Raw genomic sequence first — 12,480 nt, 5'->3', positions numbered from 1 at the left:
TGCGGCCTAGTACCAAGGGGGCGCAGGGGGTATTCTGCTGATTCTGCGCTATAGGTTAATTACACCGTAAAACCAAATGGTTATTCGGCTCGCAGCGTTGGGCTTGGCGATGCATGCTTATGCAGATCTAAGCGCAACGGTTGGTCTGGTTATGAAAGGTTTTGTATCCATTTGAGATACAAGTTTAATTTTCCTTTTCCCCCTGTATTGGAGGTAGTAACGGATGTTCACCCTGCGTAAAAAGTGGTTATCGGGTGTTGTCGCCGGTCTGGCTATGGCCGCGTCCGTCACAGCGTCAGCGGAAGAAAAAACGCTGCACGTCTACAACTGGTCTGACTATATCGCGCCGAATACGGTGCCAGATTTCCAGAAGGAAACCGGCATCAAGGTGATATACGACGTTTTTGATTCCAACGAAGTGTTGGAAGGCAAACTGATGGCGGGCAGCACTGGCTTCGACCTGGTGGTGCCATCGGCGAGCTTCCTTGAGCGCCAACTGGCGGCAGGGGTGTTCCAGCCGCTGGATAAGAGCAAACTGCCAAACTACAAAAACCTCGATCCCGCGCTGCTGAAAATGGTCGCGCAGCACGATCCGGATAACAAATACGCCATTCCTTACCTGTGGGCGACCACCGGCATTGGCTATAACGTCGATAAAGTGAAGGCCGTGCTGGGCAAAGATGCGCCGGTGGACAGCTGGGATCTGGTGCTGAAGCCTGAAAACCTCGAGAAGCTTAAAAGCTGCGGCGTCTCCTTCCTCGACGCACCGGCCGAAATCTACGCCACCGTGCTGAACTACCTGCACCTTGATCCAAACAGCACCAAGGCCAGCGACTACACCGGAGCGGCGAATGACCTGTTGTTGAAGCTGCGTCCAAGCATTCGCTACTTCCACTCTTCTCAGTACATCAATGACTTGGCCAACGGCGATATCTGCGTGGCAATTGGCTGGGCGGGTGACGTGATGCAAGCCTCTAACCGCGCGAAAGAAGCCAAAAACGGCGTCAACGTGGCGTACAGCATTCCGAAAGAGGGCGCGCTGGCCTTCTTCGACGTGTTCGCTATCCCGGCCGATGCAAAAAATCTGGATGAAGCCTATAAGTTCCTCAACTACCTGATGGAGCCGAAGGTGATCGCGCAGATCAGCAACACGGTTTACTACGCCAGTGGCAACCTTGCCGCCACGCCGCTAGTGAATGCCGACGTGCGTAACAACCCGGGGATTTACCCATCGGATGCCGTGCGCGCCAAAATGTTTACGCTGAAAGTTCAGGACCCGAAAATCGACCGTGTTATTACCCGTTCTTGGACTAAAGTGAAAACCAACAAATAATACTCTTCATCCTTCGAGCTGCCGCCATGATGCAACTTGAATGATATTGATTATTACCCCAGTGGCTCTGCGAAATAAACGCGCCGAGCCACTGCTTCTATTTCGGTTCCTCAATCTATGCGGCTTTTTACCGCCTTCTGCCGGAGATGTTTCTGAGTGAATGATGCAATCCCCCGTCCTCAGCCGAAAACTCACAAAGGCTTCACGCCTTTGCTGGAAATCCGCAATTTAACCAAATCTTTTGATGGTCAGGCCGCCGTGGATGACGTCAGTTTGACTATCTATAAAGGCGAAATCTTTGCCCTGCTGGGCGCGTCTGGTTGCGGCAAGTCCACCTTGCTGCGCATGCTGGCGGGCTTTGAAACCCCAACGCAGGGACAAATCGTACTCGACGGCGTCGATCTGTCGCAGGTGCCGCCTTATCAGCGCCCGATTAACATGATGTTCCAGTCTTATGCGCTGTTCCCGCACATGACCGTCGAGCAGAACATCGCCTTTGGTTTGAAACAGGACAAGCTGCCGTCGGCGGAGATCAAAAGCCGCGTGGCCGAGATGCTGACGCTGGTTCATATGGAGGAGTTCGCCAAGCGTAAGCCGCACCAGCTCTCCGGCGGGCAGCGCCAGCGCGTGGCCTTGGCGCGCAGTCTGGCGAAAAGACCTAAACTGCTGCTGCTTGATGAGCCTATGGGCGCGCTGGACAAAAAACTGCGCGACCGCATGCAGCTTGAAGTGGTGGATATCCTCGAACGCGTCGGCGCGACCTGCGTGATGGTGACTCACGATCAGGAAGAGGCGATGACCATGGCGGGGCGTATCGCCATTATGAATCGCGGTAAGTTTGTGCAAATAGGCGAGCCGGAGGAGATTTACGAGCACCCGACCAGCCGCTTTAGCGCGGAGTTTATCGGCTCGGTGAATATCTTCGAGGGGGTGCTGCAAGAGCGTCAGGACGAGGCGCTGATCATCAGCAGCCCGGGCTTAGTGCATCCGCTGAAAGTCGATGCTGACTCCTCGGTGGTCGACGGCGTGCCGGTGTTCGTGGCGCTGCGGCCGGAGAAAATCCTGTTGTGCGAAGAGATCCCTGAAGATGGCTGTAACTTCGCCGTCGGCGAAGTGGTCAACATTGCCTATTTGGGCGATGTGTCCATCTACCACGTCAAGTTACACAGTGGACAGATGATCACCGCACAGCTGCAAAACGGCCATCGCTTCCGCAAAGGCATGCCGACCTGGGGCGACGAAGTGCGCCTGTGCTGGGAAGCCGACAGCTGTGTCGTGCTGACCGTTTAAGGGGAGTTGAAGCCATGTCTTTTATTTCCGCGCATCCCGAGCCTGCCAAACCACCGGGTGGGTTAAAAGCCTATATCGGCCGCATGCAGCAAAAGCACGGCCGCAAGCTGGTGATCCTGCTGCCGCTGGTCTGGTTCCTGCTGCTGTTCCTGCTGCCTTTCCTTATCGTGTTCAAAATCAGCCTGGCGGAGATGGCCCGCGCCATTCCTCCTTACACCGATTTAGTCACTTTCTCGGACGGCATGCTGGATATTGCCCTGAATCTCGGCAATTACATCTCGCTGACCGACGACCCGTTGTATATCGAAGCTTATCTGCAATCGCTGGAAGTGGCGGCGATTTCCACGGTCTGCTGTCTGTTGATTGGCTATCCGCTGGCGTGGGCGGTGGCGCACAGCAGCAAATCCATGCGCAATATCCTGTTGTTACTGGTTATTCTGCCGTCGTGGACCTCATTCCTGATCCGCGTCTACGCCTGGATGGGTATCTTAAAAGATAACGGGGTGCTGAATAACTTCCTGATGTGGCTGCACGTCATCGACCAGCCGCTGGTGATTTTGCACACCAACCTAGCGGTCTATATCGGCATCGTTTACTCCTATTTGCCGTTTATGGTGCTGCCGATTTACACCGCGTTAACCCGTCTGGACTACTCGCTGGTGGAGGCCTCGCTGGATCTCGGCGCCCGCCCGCTGAAAACCTTCTTCAAAGTGATTATGCCGCTGACCAAGGGCGGGATAATAGCTGGCTCGATGCTGGTGTTTATCCCGGCGGTGGGGGAGTACGTTATTCCTGAGCTGCTGGGTGGGCCGGACAGCATCATGATTGGCCGAATTTTGTGGCAGGAGTTCTTCAATAACCGCGACTGGCCGGTGGCCTCTGCGGTGGCGGTGATTATGTTGCTGCTGCTCATCATGCCAATCCTCTGGTTCCACAAATACCAAAACAAAGAGCTGGGAGACAAAGAATGAACAATTTGCCGGTTGTTCGCTCACCGTGGCGAATTCTTATTCTGGTGCTTGGCTTCACCTTTTTGTATGCGCCGATGTTGATGCTGGTTATTTACTCATTCAACAGCTCCAAGCTCGTTACGGTCTGGGCTGGCTGGTCAACTCGCTGGTATACTCAATTATTCCATGATTCTGCAATGATAAGCGCAGTAGGCATGAGTCTGAGTATCGCCACGGCGGCGGCCACTATGGCGGTCATCGTCGGGACCCTCGCCGCGGTGGTGATTGTACGTTTTGGCCGTTTTAAAGGCTCTACCGGCTTCGCCTTTATGCTGACCGCGCCGCTGGTGATGCCCGACGTGATCACCGGTCTGGCGCTGCTGCTGCTGTTCGTGGCGATGGGGCACGCCTTTGGCTGGCCCGCCGAGCGCGGCATGTTCACCATCTGGCTGGCGCACGTTACCTTCTGTAGCGCCTACGTGGCGGTGGTGGTGGCGGCGCGTCTGCGCGAACTGGACAGGTCTATCGAAGAGGCGGCGATGGACCTCGGCGCGACGCCGCTGAAGGTGTTTTTCATTATCACGGTGCCGATGATTGCTCCAGCGCTGGTGTCCGGCTGGCTGCTGGCCTTCACGCTGTCCCTCGACGACTTGGTAATTGCCAGCTTCGTGGCCGGGCCGGGTTCCACCACCTTGCCAATGCTGGTGTTCGCCAGCGTGCGCATGGGGGTGAACCCAGAGATCAACGCACTGGCAACGCTGATCCTGCTGGTGGTTGGCATCATCGGCCTGATTGCCTGGTGGTTTATGTCGCGGGCGGAGAAGCAGAGAATCAAAGATATGCAGCGCGCTTATCGGCATTAATTTTTAACCTTATACATAAACCCAAAGTCATGGGCGTTGATGCTCTCAGCGCCGCGGCAACGCCCAAAACCCAGGGGATCTAAGGAAAGATGAGATTTATACCCGTACCCGTAATGATTGGCGCGTCGGCGATCGTCGCCACGCGCTGCCTAGAGTTTATTTTGCTGTTCGATGCCATGGGCGTGGCGGGTGTGGTGGATTTTGTTCAGGCCAGCGCGGAGTCGTGGGTTAACTGCTTTATCCTGCTCGCCAGCCTGCTGATTGTATGGATTGAGTGCCATGCGTCCTACGCCATGATGCGCGGGCGCAACTGGGGGCGCTGGGCCTTTGTCGGCTGTCAGGCGGTGGTGGTGAGCTACATGCTGCTGGCGTCGTTCGAGTGGTTCGGGCCGAAGATCTTCCGCTTCGAAACCGAGACTCAGGGGCAATTTCTCTATGCACTCTTGATGCAAAAAGTCCCCGACATGGTGGTGCTCCTGCTGCTGTTTGCGCCACAGAGTAGCCGTCAGTTTTTCCTGCGCCGCAGAGCAGCCTTTCAGGCCGCGCGGTGATACACTGCGCGCCACGTTTTTCTCCGCTCATTCAATAACGGTCAATTTTCATGCATTGCGCACTCTATACCGCCGGGACCTGCCGTTCCTGCCAATGGCTGGACAAGCCTTACGCTCGCCAACTGGTCGATAAACAACAGGATCTGCGTCAGCTGCTGGCCGACCTGGCGGTAGGCGAATGGCTGGAACCGGTCACCGGGCCGGAAAGTGCGTTTCGCAATAAAGCCAAAATGGTGGTGAGCGGCAGCGTGGAGCGCCCGCTGCTCGGCATGCTGCATCGCGACGGCACTCCGGTGGATTTGTGCGACTGCCCACTTTATCCCGCCAGCTTCCCCGAGGTGTTTGGCGTGCTAAAAAGCTTTATCGCCCGCGCCGGATTAACCCCCTATAACGTCGCCCGTAAACGCGGCGAGCTGAAATTCCTGCTGCTAACTGAAAGTCAGAAAGAGGGCGGTATGATGCTGCGCTTTGTGCTGCGTTCAGAAGCCAAGCTGGCACAGCTCCGCGCCGCGCTGCCGTGGTTACAGCAGCAGTTGCCGCAGTTGAAGGTGATTTCCGCCAATATTCAGCCGGTGCATATGGCGATTCTGGAAGGCGAGCGCGAGATTGCGCTGACCGAGCAGCAGGCGCTGGAAGAAGAGTTTAACCAGGTGCCGCTGTTTATCCGCCCGCAAAGTTTTTTCCAGACTAACCCGCAGGTGGCCGCCGCGCTGTACGCCACGGCGCGCGACTGGGTGCGCGAGCTGAACGTCGGCAGCATGTGGGATCTGTTCTGCGGCGTTGGCGGTTTTGGCCTGCACTGCGCCACGCCGGAGATGAAGCTGACCGGAATTGAAATCAGCGCCGAGGCCATTGCCTGCGCCAAAGCGTCGGCTGACAGATTGGGGCTGAAGCAGGTGGAATTTCAGGCACTGGATTCCACCGGTTTTGCCACCGGCAGGCAGAGCATTCCCGATCTGGTGCTGGTCAATCCGCCGCGTCGTGGCATTGGTCAGGCACTGTGCGACTATCTCAGCCGCATGGCCCCGCAAACTATTCTCTACTCCAGCTGTAATGCTCAGACCATGGCGAAAGATTTGGCCGCTATGCCGGATTACCGCGTCGCGCGCGTGCAGCTGTTTGACATGTTCCCGCACACCGCGCACTACGAAGTGTTAACGCTGCTTTCGCGCCGTTAGCGGTTCGCCATCTGGCCAAGGATAAGCACCAGCTTATCGAAGGTTTCACTGAACAGGTGCTCGCTGAACGGCGCGAGCATCGGCATCATCAGGCTTATCGCCAAAATCCCAATACTTAGCGTCAGCGGGAAACCAATGACGAACACCGACAGCTGCGGCGTGACGCGGTTAAGCAGGCCGAGGCAGACGTTGAGCGTCAGCAGCAGGGTGACAATCGGCAGGGCCAGCATCAGGCCGCTGCTGAAGACCATACTTCCTCCTTTCGCCAGCGCCATAAAACCGTTGCCATTCAAGGGTTGAGAGCGAATAGGCAGGGTCTGGAAGCTGTCGGCCAGCAGGGAGATCAGCCACAGATGGCCGTCAAAACTCAAAAACAGCAGTACCGCCAGCAGGTTTAAGATCTGTGCCAGAATCGGTGAGTTAAGGCGGTTGCTGGGGTCGAAGAAGGTAGCAAAGGAGATACCCATTTGCAGGCCGATGATCTCGCCCGCCATGCGTACGGCGGCAAAGGCCAGCTGCATGGTTAAGCCCAGGGCGCTGCCGATAATAATTTGCTGAGCCGCTAGCCAGAGCGCGCCGCTAGAGAACATCGGCACCTCAATCGGTGGCAGGCTGGGGGCAATCAGGAAGGTGATCATCATGCCGAGGCCAAGCTTCACGCGCTTCGGCACCTGCTTTTCACTGGTCACCGGCGCGGTGCTGATCAGCGCCAAAATGCGCAGCAGTGGCCAGAAGTACATGCTGAGCCATCCGGCAAGCTGGGTGCTGTCGAAGGAAACCATGGCTAGCCGATGATGTAAGGCAGGCTGGTGAACAGCGTGCGCATGTAGTCCAGCAGCAGATTGAGCATCCACGGCCCGGCGATAACGATGGTTGCCACCACGGCCAGAATCTTCGGAATAAAGGACAGGGTTTGTTCGTTAATCTGCGTCGCCGCCTGTAACAAACTGACGACAAGACCCGTGACCAACGCGGCTAAAAGCAGCGGCGCAGCCACGGCCAGCGCTATTTTCATTGCCTGGTTGCCTATCGCCATTACCGATTCAGGAGTCATTTACTTTGTATTCCAATGTGAATGTGCTTGGGCTAGCTTACTTGCCATTTTGTCCCCCGGCAGTGCTCGCGCTCCTCACGTACTCATGTACGCTGCGGGCTCTGCGCGCTGGCGGTGAACAAACTGGCTACGACGCTGACACCCATTACGTTAACTGATTGAGTTAGCTATAAAAACTCTGTGCCAACGATCCCAGCAGCAGCTGCCAACCGTCGACCAACACAAACAGCATCAGCTTAAAGGGCAGCGAGATGGTGGCGGGTGGCACCATCATCATCCCCAGCGCCATCAGCACGCTGGCGACCACCAGATCGATGATCATAAAGGGAATAAATACGGTGAAACCAATCTGGAAGGCGGTTTTCAGCTCGCTGGTGACATAGGCGGGTAGCAGAATACGCATCGGCACGGCTTCCGGGCCTGCCAGCGGCGGCAGGTTGGCTAAACGGGCATATAGCGCCAGGTCGGTTTCGCGGGTCTGGCGCAGCATAAACTGGCGCAACGGCTCGGCGCCTTTGTCCATCGCCACCTGCATACTGATCTTGTCTTCACTGAACGGCTGGTAGGCATCGGTATAGATTTTGTCGAACACCGGTGACATAACGAAAAAGGTCAGAAACAGCGCCAGCCCGAGCATCACTTGGTTCGGCGGCGCAGAAGGGGTACCCAGCGCATTTCGCAGCAAACCCAGCACGATAATAATGCGCGTAAAGCTGGTACACATCAGCAGCATGGCGGGCAGCAGGGTCAGGGTGGTGATGAACACCAGCGTCTGCACCGGCAGCGACCAGCTCTGTGCACCGTTCGACAGTTGCTGACTGACAATGCCCGGAAGTTGCGCGAAGGCGGCAGGGCTTGCCAATAACAGCAGCGGCAGGCTCCAGCGCAGAGAGGATTTCAGTACGCTCATTCTTTATTTCCCGGACGTTTCAGCACTTTGGTTAACAGTTGAGCAAAATCAATCGGTTTCTGTGACGTTGTCACCTCAGCACTCTCCGGCATAACTGGCGGTGAAGTCAGGGTATGCAGCGGGGTGATTTGGTGCGAGGTCACGCCCAGCACCAGCCACGTGTTATCCACTTCGACAATCACCACTTTCTCTGAGCGCCCGACCTGACAGCTGGCGGTGACTTTTAACAACTTAGAATTCTTGGTCTGCGGCGCGAAGCCCAGACGCTTTGCCACCCAGCCAATCAGCAAGATCAGCAGCAAAATGCCGCCGAGCACGGTGCTCACCTGTGTTAACGCCGAGCCGGTTGGAATAGCGGGTGCAGCCTGTTGCTGCACCGTGCCGTGCGTCGCGGCTGGCGTGATATAAGGTGAATCGCTGCTGGCCGAGCTGTTAGCGGTAGTCAAGGGAGTGTCTCACTAGCGGCTCAGGCGACGCATACGCTCTGACGGGGTGATGATGTCAGTGATGCGCACGCCGTATTTATCAGCAACCACCACCACTTCGCCTTGGGCAATCAGATAGCCATTGATCAGGATATCCAGCGGCTCGCCCGCCAGTCCGTCCAGCGCCACTACAGAACCCTGCGAAAGACGCAGCAGCTCTTTGATGGTCATCTTGGTGCGGCCCAGTTCCACCGTCAGCTTGACCGGAATATCCAAGATCATGTCGATATCTTGCAGGCTGCCGGTGCCTTCTTGCGCGCCCAGCGCCGCGAATACGCCATCGGTGGAAGCTTTTTCGTTGCCACCGGCGGCTTGCTGTTCGTTAAACGCATCAGCCCATAAATCGTCTACGTTTTCCGATCCGCTGTCAGACGGTTTATTGATGTCACTCATGGGGCTGTTCCTCATCCAGGGAATTCAAAATTGGGTTAATCAAATGTTCAACGCGCAGGGCGTATTGTTCGCCAAGCGTGCCGTATTTACTGGTCAAGACCGGGACGCCGTCGACGTGAGCGATCAGGCGGTCCGGCTTCTCAATCGGTAAAACGTCGCCCGGCTGTAATTTGAGGATTTGTGACAGTCGCAGTGGAATATCTACGAAGTTCGCCACCAGTTCGAGCTGTGAATGCTTCACCTGATGTACTAAGTTTTCGCGCCACTGACTCTCTTCATTGCGAGAGTTTTCTACCGGTGGGTTGGTTAACAGCTCGCGTATAGGTTCAATCATGCTGAACGGGATACAGATGTTGAAATCGCCGCTCAGCGCGCCGATCTCCACATGGAAGGGGGTCGTCACCACAATGTCGTTTGGCGACGAGGTGATGTTGGTGAACTTCACCTGCAACTCGGCGCGCACATACTCCACGCTGAGCTTATACACGCCGCTCCACGCATCCTGATAGGCGTCGAGCGCCAGCGTCAGCATGCGTTTAATCACGCGCTGCTCGGTATGGGTAAACTCGCGGCCTTCCACTTTGGTGGGGAACCGACCATCGCCGCCGAACAGGTTGTCCACCGCGATAAACACCAGACTTGGCGCGAACACGAACAGCGCCGAACCGCGCAGCGGCTTAAGGTGAATCACGTTGAGGTTGGTCGGCACCGGCAGGTTGCGAGCAAACTCATGGTAGGGCTGGATCTTGATCGGGCCAACCGTGATATCCGGGCTGCGGCGCAATAAGTTAAACAGCCCCATGCGGAAGTGACGGGCAAAGCGCTCGTTGATGATCTCCAACGCCTGCAAACGCTCGCGGATAACGCGTCGCTGCGTAGTCGGGTCAAACGGCTTTACGCCATCGTCAGCCTTGAGGGGACTGGTATCAACCTGTTGCGCACTGTCGCTGTCGCTATCGCCGTTAAGCAGTGCGTCAATCTCGGCCTGTGAAAGAATGCTGTCGCCCATAATTTGATTATCGCAGTATGAAAGCAGTGAAAAGCACGTCGCTGATCACCTGATTAGGCTGACCTTTGACAAAAGGAGTACTCAAAGCTTGTTTAATGTCCGTGATCAGCTGCTGTTTACCCGCTTCGCTGACCAGATCAGAGCTTTTCTGGCGAGAGAGCAATAACAGCAGGCGGCTGCGGACTTCTGGCAAATATTCGTTCAGCGCGGCGCGGTTTTTCTCATCCGGCAGGCGCAACGTCAGGCCGATATATAGCACGCGATCCGGGTTGTTATCCGCGTTTTGCAGATTAACCGTGAAGGTGTCCAGCGCCAAAAAAACAGGCGGAGCAGGCGGTTCCTCTTTCTTAACCTGAGCTGCGCCCGGCGCAGACGAATGACCTTGCAGCATCCACCAGGCGTAACCACCTCCGGCCGCGGCAATCAGAGCCAGCAGAACCAATATGATGATTAATTTTGAGCGCTTACCTTTTCGCTTGGTCGCAATAGCAGAGTCAGACATGGATAAGGGAATTTCCTGTAAATGATAATTCTGTGGATGATTATCCCGCCTATCCCCAATTTCAATAGAGGGAATAGGCGGGTTAAACGCGGTTAGCTCTGCCGTTTACCCGCGATCTTTCAACGTATAGCGGGGGCAAATAGGGTCAATCAGGCGAAGATGTCGACGCCGCCTTTGCCGCTGGCTAACTGCTGAAGCGAGGCTGGAACGGGAAGGGCGTCGCTGGCGGAGGCCGCGCCAACGCCGTTAAACGCGGCCCAGCTGGCGTCGCTGCCTTGCGATGAACCTGACTGCTGGCCAAATTGCTGCTGTGCGCCGTTAGAGGCTTGCTGCCACTGCGAGGTATCGCTGCTGACGTTGGTCTGGTTCAGGTTGATGCCGCTATCAGCCAGCGAGGTGCGCAGCTGAGGCATGGCCGCTTCCAGCGCGGCACGCACGCCGCTGTGGCCGGAAACAAAGTGCATCTGCGCCTGACCGTCTTCAATCTTCATGCTGATCTGGATAGAACCCAAATCTTGCGGATGCAGGCGAAGTTCGGCGGTCTGCTGGCCTTGACGGTTAAACATCAACACCTGCTGACCTAGCTGCTGCTGCCACTCCGGGCTACCCAACTGGGCGTTGAGCTGCGGCACGTTAGGGGCGGATACCAGCGTGGTGCTGGTTGGCGTGCTGGACACCGGCACCGAAGAGGCCGCCATCGCCGCGCTGTTGATCTGATTAATATTTTGCAGCAGTACGCCGTTATCGCTGTTTTTCAACTCGCTATTCGGCTGCTGGCTGGCTGCGCCGTTAGCCGTGCTCATTGCCGTCAGGGCATTATTGAAATCGCTAGATTTGCTGCTCGCCGCGCGGGCATCGCCGTGCTGGCTGACCCCTTTGCCGCTGGTGTCGGTCACGGCGGTTTTATGTTCAGCAGCCTTGTCGTCACCCTGCGTGAGCAGTGATTTGGCGTCGCCACTGAGTGACTGAAGCAGGGCGGTTTTATCTTTGCTATCGCCGCTATTTGGCAAAGCGCCATTTTGCGCCGTCGCTGGCGTCACCTGGGCCGCCGGTTGGGCGGCGAGCATGGCAAACAGTGCCTGAATCGGCAGGGCGTTGGCGTCTTGGCTTGCCGGGTCTTTGGCGTCTTCTTTATCGCTCAAATCGGCATTTTTCAGCTGGCTGGCATCGGCGGTTTTTAAATTGCCGTTTGGCAGAGCCTGAATCGCCGCCATGATTTGGCTTAGCTGATTGTCATCGAGCGACAGCGTGCCCTCCTGCTCGCCGGTATTCACGGCTTGCGTCAGGCTGTTTTTATCCACCACCTGCCCCTTGGCTGCGAGCTGCTGGCCTAACTGACCCAGCTGGGAACTGAGTTTTGGCCCGAGCTGGGCTTCCAGCTGGCTGGCAAAATCCTGCGTCGCGTTACCGGCGTCGAGATCGGCCAGCAGGGCGGCTGCCCCGGTAGGTTTGCTGTGACCGGCACCTTTCACCGTGGAGGCCGCGGCGGGCTGAATATTCATATTCATGACTGTGATTTCCTATAGGTGCCGCGCTGGGCGAATTCATCCGTTTGCTTTTGATCCAGCCGATTGGCCTGCACGCGTTGCTGCTCGCTGGCGCGACTTTGCAGGGTCTGGTAGGCATTGAGCCGCTGCTGCTTGTCCTGCCACTGGCTGACGGCGGCGTCCAGACGCTGGTTCCATTGCATCAACTGCTGACGATGCTGGTCAATAGCCACTTCCAGCGTCGAAATAAACTGCTGGTAGTTCTGCCACGTGTTGGCGGCAATCCCGCCGGTCATGGTGGTGTTGAGCTTCTGCCGGTACTCATTCTGGTAATTGAGTAGCATCGACAGCTGTTCTTGCACCTGACTGTGCGACTGTCGGACCTGACCTAAATGGTTGGTCGCCTGATCCAAGGCTTTCTGCGCCAGAGAGCAGAGAGTGACTAAAGGTGATGAACTTTCCATACACAAGTCCT

15 protein-coding genes are annotated in these 12,480 nt (G+C 56.5%); 6 read left to right on the top strand and 9 right to left on the bottom strand.

Annotation, left to right across the window (positions count from 1 at the left end; all coding sequences use genetic code 11):
• Positions 1–223: 223 nt before the first annotated feature.
• The 6 genes from potF to rlmC all read left to right on the top strand — a co-directional run bounded on the left by potF (position 224) and on the right by rlmC (position 6,165).
• Complete coding sequence (gene potF / locus ACT3RT_RS05320; protein ID WP_496202613.1) at positions 224–1,333, top strand: spermidine/putrescine ABC transporter substrate-binding protein PotF; 1,110 nt, start codon at positions 224–226, stop codon at positions 1,331–1,333.
• Positions 1,334–1,489: 156 nt separating this feature from the next.
• Positions 1,490–2,623 carry a putrescine ABC transporter ATP-binding subunit PotG gene (potG, locus tag ACT3RT_RS05315; protein WP_496202612.1) on the top strand — a complete coding sequence of 378 codons (1,134 nt, stop codon included), beginning with the start codon at positions 1,490–1,492 and terminating at the stop codon, positions 2,621–2,623.
• A 14-nt stretch (positions 2,624–2,637) separates the two neighbouring features.
• The gene (potH, locus tag ACT3RT_RS05310) at positions 2,638–3,594 is read left to right on the top strand and encodes a putrescine ABC transporter permease PotH (protein ID WP_496200337.1); all 957 of its coding nucleotides are present in this window, start codon (positions 2,638–2,640) and stop codon (positions 3,592–3,594) included.
• The gene (potI, locus tag ACT3RT_RS05305; protein WP_034790066.1) at positions 3,591–4,436 is read left to right on the top strand and encodes a putrescine ABC transporter permease PotI; all 846 of its coding nucleotides are present in this window, start codon (positions 3,591–3,593) and stop codon (positions 4,434–4,436) included. The genes potH and potI overlap by 4 nt, the downstream gene beginning before the upstream one ends.
• Before the next feature lie 89 nt (positions 4,437–4,525).
• Entirely contained in the window at positions 4,526–4,987 is a 462-nt protein-coding gene (locus ACT3RT_RS05300; protein WP_353501904.1) for a YbjO family protein, read from the top strand.
• A 50-nt stretch (positions 4,988–5,037) separates the two neighbouring features.
• Entirely contained in the window at positions 5,038–6,165 is a 1,128-nt protein-coding gene (gene rlmC, locus ACT3RT_RS05295; protein ID WP_353501905.1) for a 23S rRNA (uracil(747)-C(5))-methyltransferase RlmC, read from the top strand.
• On the opposite strand, the gene fliR is transcribed toward rlmC, so the two are convergent.
• The 9 genes from fliR to fliJ form a co-directional block, all read right to left on the bottom strand.
• The gene (gene fliR, locus ACT3RT_RS05290; RefSeq protein WP_353501906.1) at positions 6,162–6,947 is read right to left on the bottom strand and encodes a flagellar biosynthetic protein FliR; all 786 of its coding nucleotides are present in this window, start codon (positions 6,945–6,947) and stop codon (positions 6,162–6,164) included. The two genes, rlmC and fliR, sit on opposite strands and share 4 nt — an antisense overlap.
• 2 nt (positions 6,948–6,949) lie before the next feature.
• On the bottom strand, positions 6,950–7,219 hold the full coding sequence (fliQ, locus tag ACT3RT_RS05285; RefSeq protein ID WP_353501907.1) for a flagellar biosynthesis protein FliQ: 270 nt from the start codon (positions 7,217–7,219) through the stop codon (positions 6,950–6,952).
• A gap of 163 nt (positions 7,220–7,382) precedes the next feature.
• On the bottom strand, positions 7,383–8,129 hold the full coding sequence (gene fliP / locus ACT3RT_RS05280) for a flagellar type III secretion system pore protein FliP (RefSeq protein WP_034790072.1): 747 nt from the start codon (positions 8,127–8,129) through the stop codon (positions 7,383–7,385).
• Positions 8,126–8,575 carry a flagellar biosynthetic protein FliO gene (fliO, locus tag ACT3RT_RS05275; protein ID WP_353501908.1) on the bottom strand — a complete coding sequence of 150 codons (450 nt, stop codon included), beginning with the start codon at positions 8,573–8,575 and terminating at the stop codon, positions 8,126–8,128. Before fliO ends, fliP begins: the two co-directional genes overlap by 4 nt.
• A 12-nt stretch (positions 8,576–8,587) precedes the next feature.
• A complete protein-coding gene (gene fliN, locus ACT3RT_RS05270; protein ID WP_353501909.1) occupies positions 8,588–9,007 on the bottom strand; it encodes a flagellar motor switch protein FliN in 420 nt (139 codons plus the stop codon).
• A complete protein-coding gene (gene fliM / locus ACT3RT_RS05265; protein ID WP_496202611.1) occupies positions 9,000–10,016 on the bottom strand; it encodes a flagellar motor switch protein FliM in 1,017 nt (338 codons plus the stop codon). Before fliM ends, fliN begins: the two co-directional genes overlap by 8 nt.
• A gap of 7 nt (positions 10,017–10,023) precedes the next feature.
• Positions 10,024–10,518, bottom strand: coding sequence for a flagellar basal body-associated protein FliL (fliL, locus tag ACT3RT_RS05260; RefSeq protein WP_353501911.1), 495 nt, complete (start codon positions 10,516–10,518; stop codon positions 10,024–10,026).
• 149 nt (positions 10,519–10,667) lie between these two features.
• A complete protein-coding gene (locus tag ACT3RT_RS05255; protein WP_496202610.1) occupies positions 10,668–12,026 on the bottom strand; it encodes a flagellar hook-length control protein FliK in 1,359 nt (452 codons plus the stop codon).
• The gene (gene fliJ / locus ACT3RT_RS05250) at positions 12,023–12,469 is read right to left on the bottom strand and encodes a flagellar export protein FliJ (RefSeq protein WP_353501913.1); all 447 of its coding nucleotides are present in this window, start codon (positions 12,467–12,469) and stop codon (positions 12,023–12,025) included. The genes ACT3RT_RS05255 and fliJ overlap by 4 nt, the downstream gene beginning before the upstream one ends.
• Positions 12,470–12,480: the final 11 nt, after the last annotated feature.

This window comes from Ewingella sp. AOP9-I1-14 (assembly GCF_052375995.1).
GTDB classification, from domain to species: Bacteria; Pseudomonadota; Gammaproteobacteria; order Enterobacterales; family Enterobacteriaceae; genus Ewingella; species Ewingella allii.
Note: the sequence above shows the minus strand (reverse complement) of the source record. Positions and strands in the feature narration are given on the sequence as shown.

What these genes read in the sequence shown, in the direction of transcription:
- potF (WP_496202613.1), top strand. Translation starts at nt 224, where the DNA reads ATGTTCACCCTGCGTAAAAAGTGGTTATCGGGTGTTGTCGCCGGTCTG.
- potH (WP_496200337.1), top strand. Translation starts at nt 2,638, where the DNA reads ATGTCTTTTATTTCCGCGCATCCCGAGCCTGCCAAACCACCGGGTGGG.
- potI (WP_034790066.1), top strand. Translation starts at nt 3,591, where the DNA reads ATGAACAATTTGCCGGTTGTTCGCTCACCGTGGCGAATTCTTATTCTG.
- ACT3RT_RS05300 (WP_353501904.1), top strand. Translation starts at nt 4,526, where the DNA reads ATGAGATTTATACCCGTACCCGTAATGATTGGCGCGTCGGCGATCGTC.
- rlmC (WP_353501905.1), top strand. Translation starts at nt 5,038, where the DNA reads ATGCATTGCGCACTCTATACCGCCGGGACCTGCCGTTCCTGCCAATGG.
- fliR (WP_353501906.1), bottom strand. Translation starts at nt 6,947, where the DNA reads ATGGTTTCCTTCGACAGCACCCAGCTTGCCGGATGGCTCAGCATGTAC.
- fliQ (WP_353501907.1), bottom strand. Translation starts at nt 7,219, where the DNA reads ATGACTCCTGAATCGGTAATGGCGATAGGCAACCAGGCAATGAAAATA.
- fliP (WP_034790072.1), bottom strand. Translation starts at nt 8,129, where the DNA reads ATGAGCGTACTGAAATCCTCTCTGCGCTGGAGCCTGCCGCTGCTGTTA.
- fliN (WP_353501909.1), bottom strand. Translation starts at nt 9,007, where the DNA reads ATGAGTGACATCAATAAACCGTCTGACAGCGGATCGGAAAACGTAGAC.
- fliM (WP_496202611.1), bottom strand. Translation starts at nt 10,016, where the DNA reads ATGGGCGACAGCATTCTTTCACAGGCCGAGATTGACGCACTGCTTAAC.
- fliL (WP_353501911.1), bottom strand. Translation starts at nt 10,518, where the DNA reads ATGTCTGACTCTGCTATTGCGACCAAGCGAAAAGGTAAGCGCTCAAAA.
- ACT3RT_RS05255 (WP_496202610.1), bottom strand. Translation starts at nt 12,026, where the DNA reads ATGAATATGAATATTCAGCCCGCCGCGGCCTCCACGGTGAAAGGTGCC.
- fliJ (WP_353501913.1), bottom strand. Translation starts at nt 12,469, where the DNA reads ATGGAAAGTTCATCACCTTTAGTCACTCTCTGCTCTCTGGCGCAGAAA.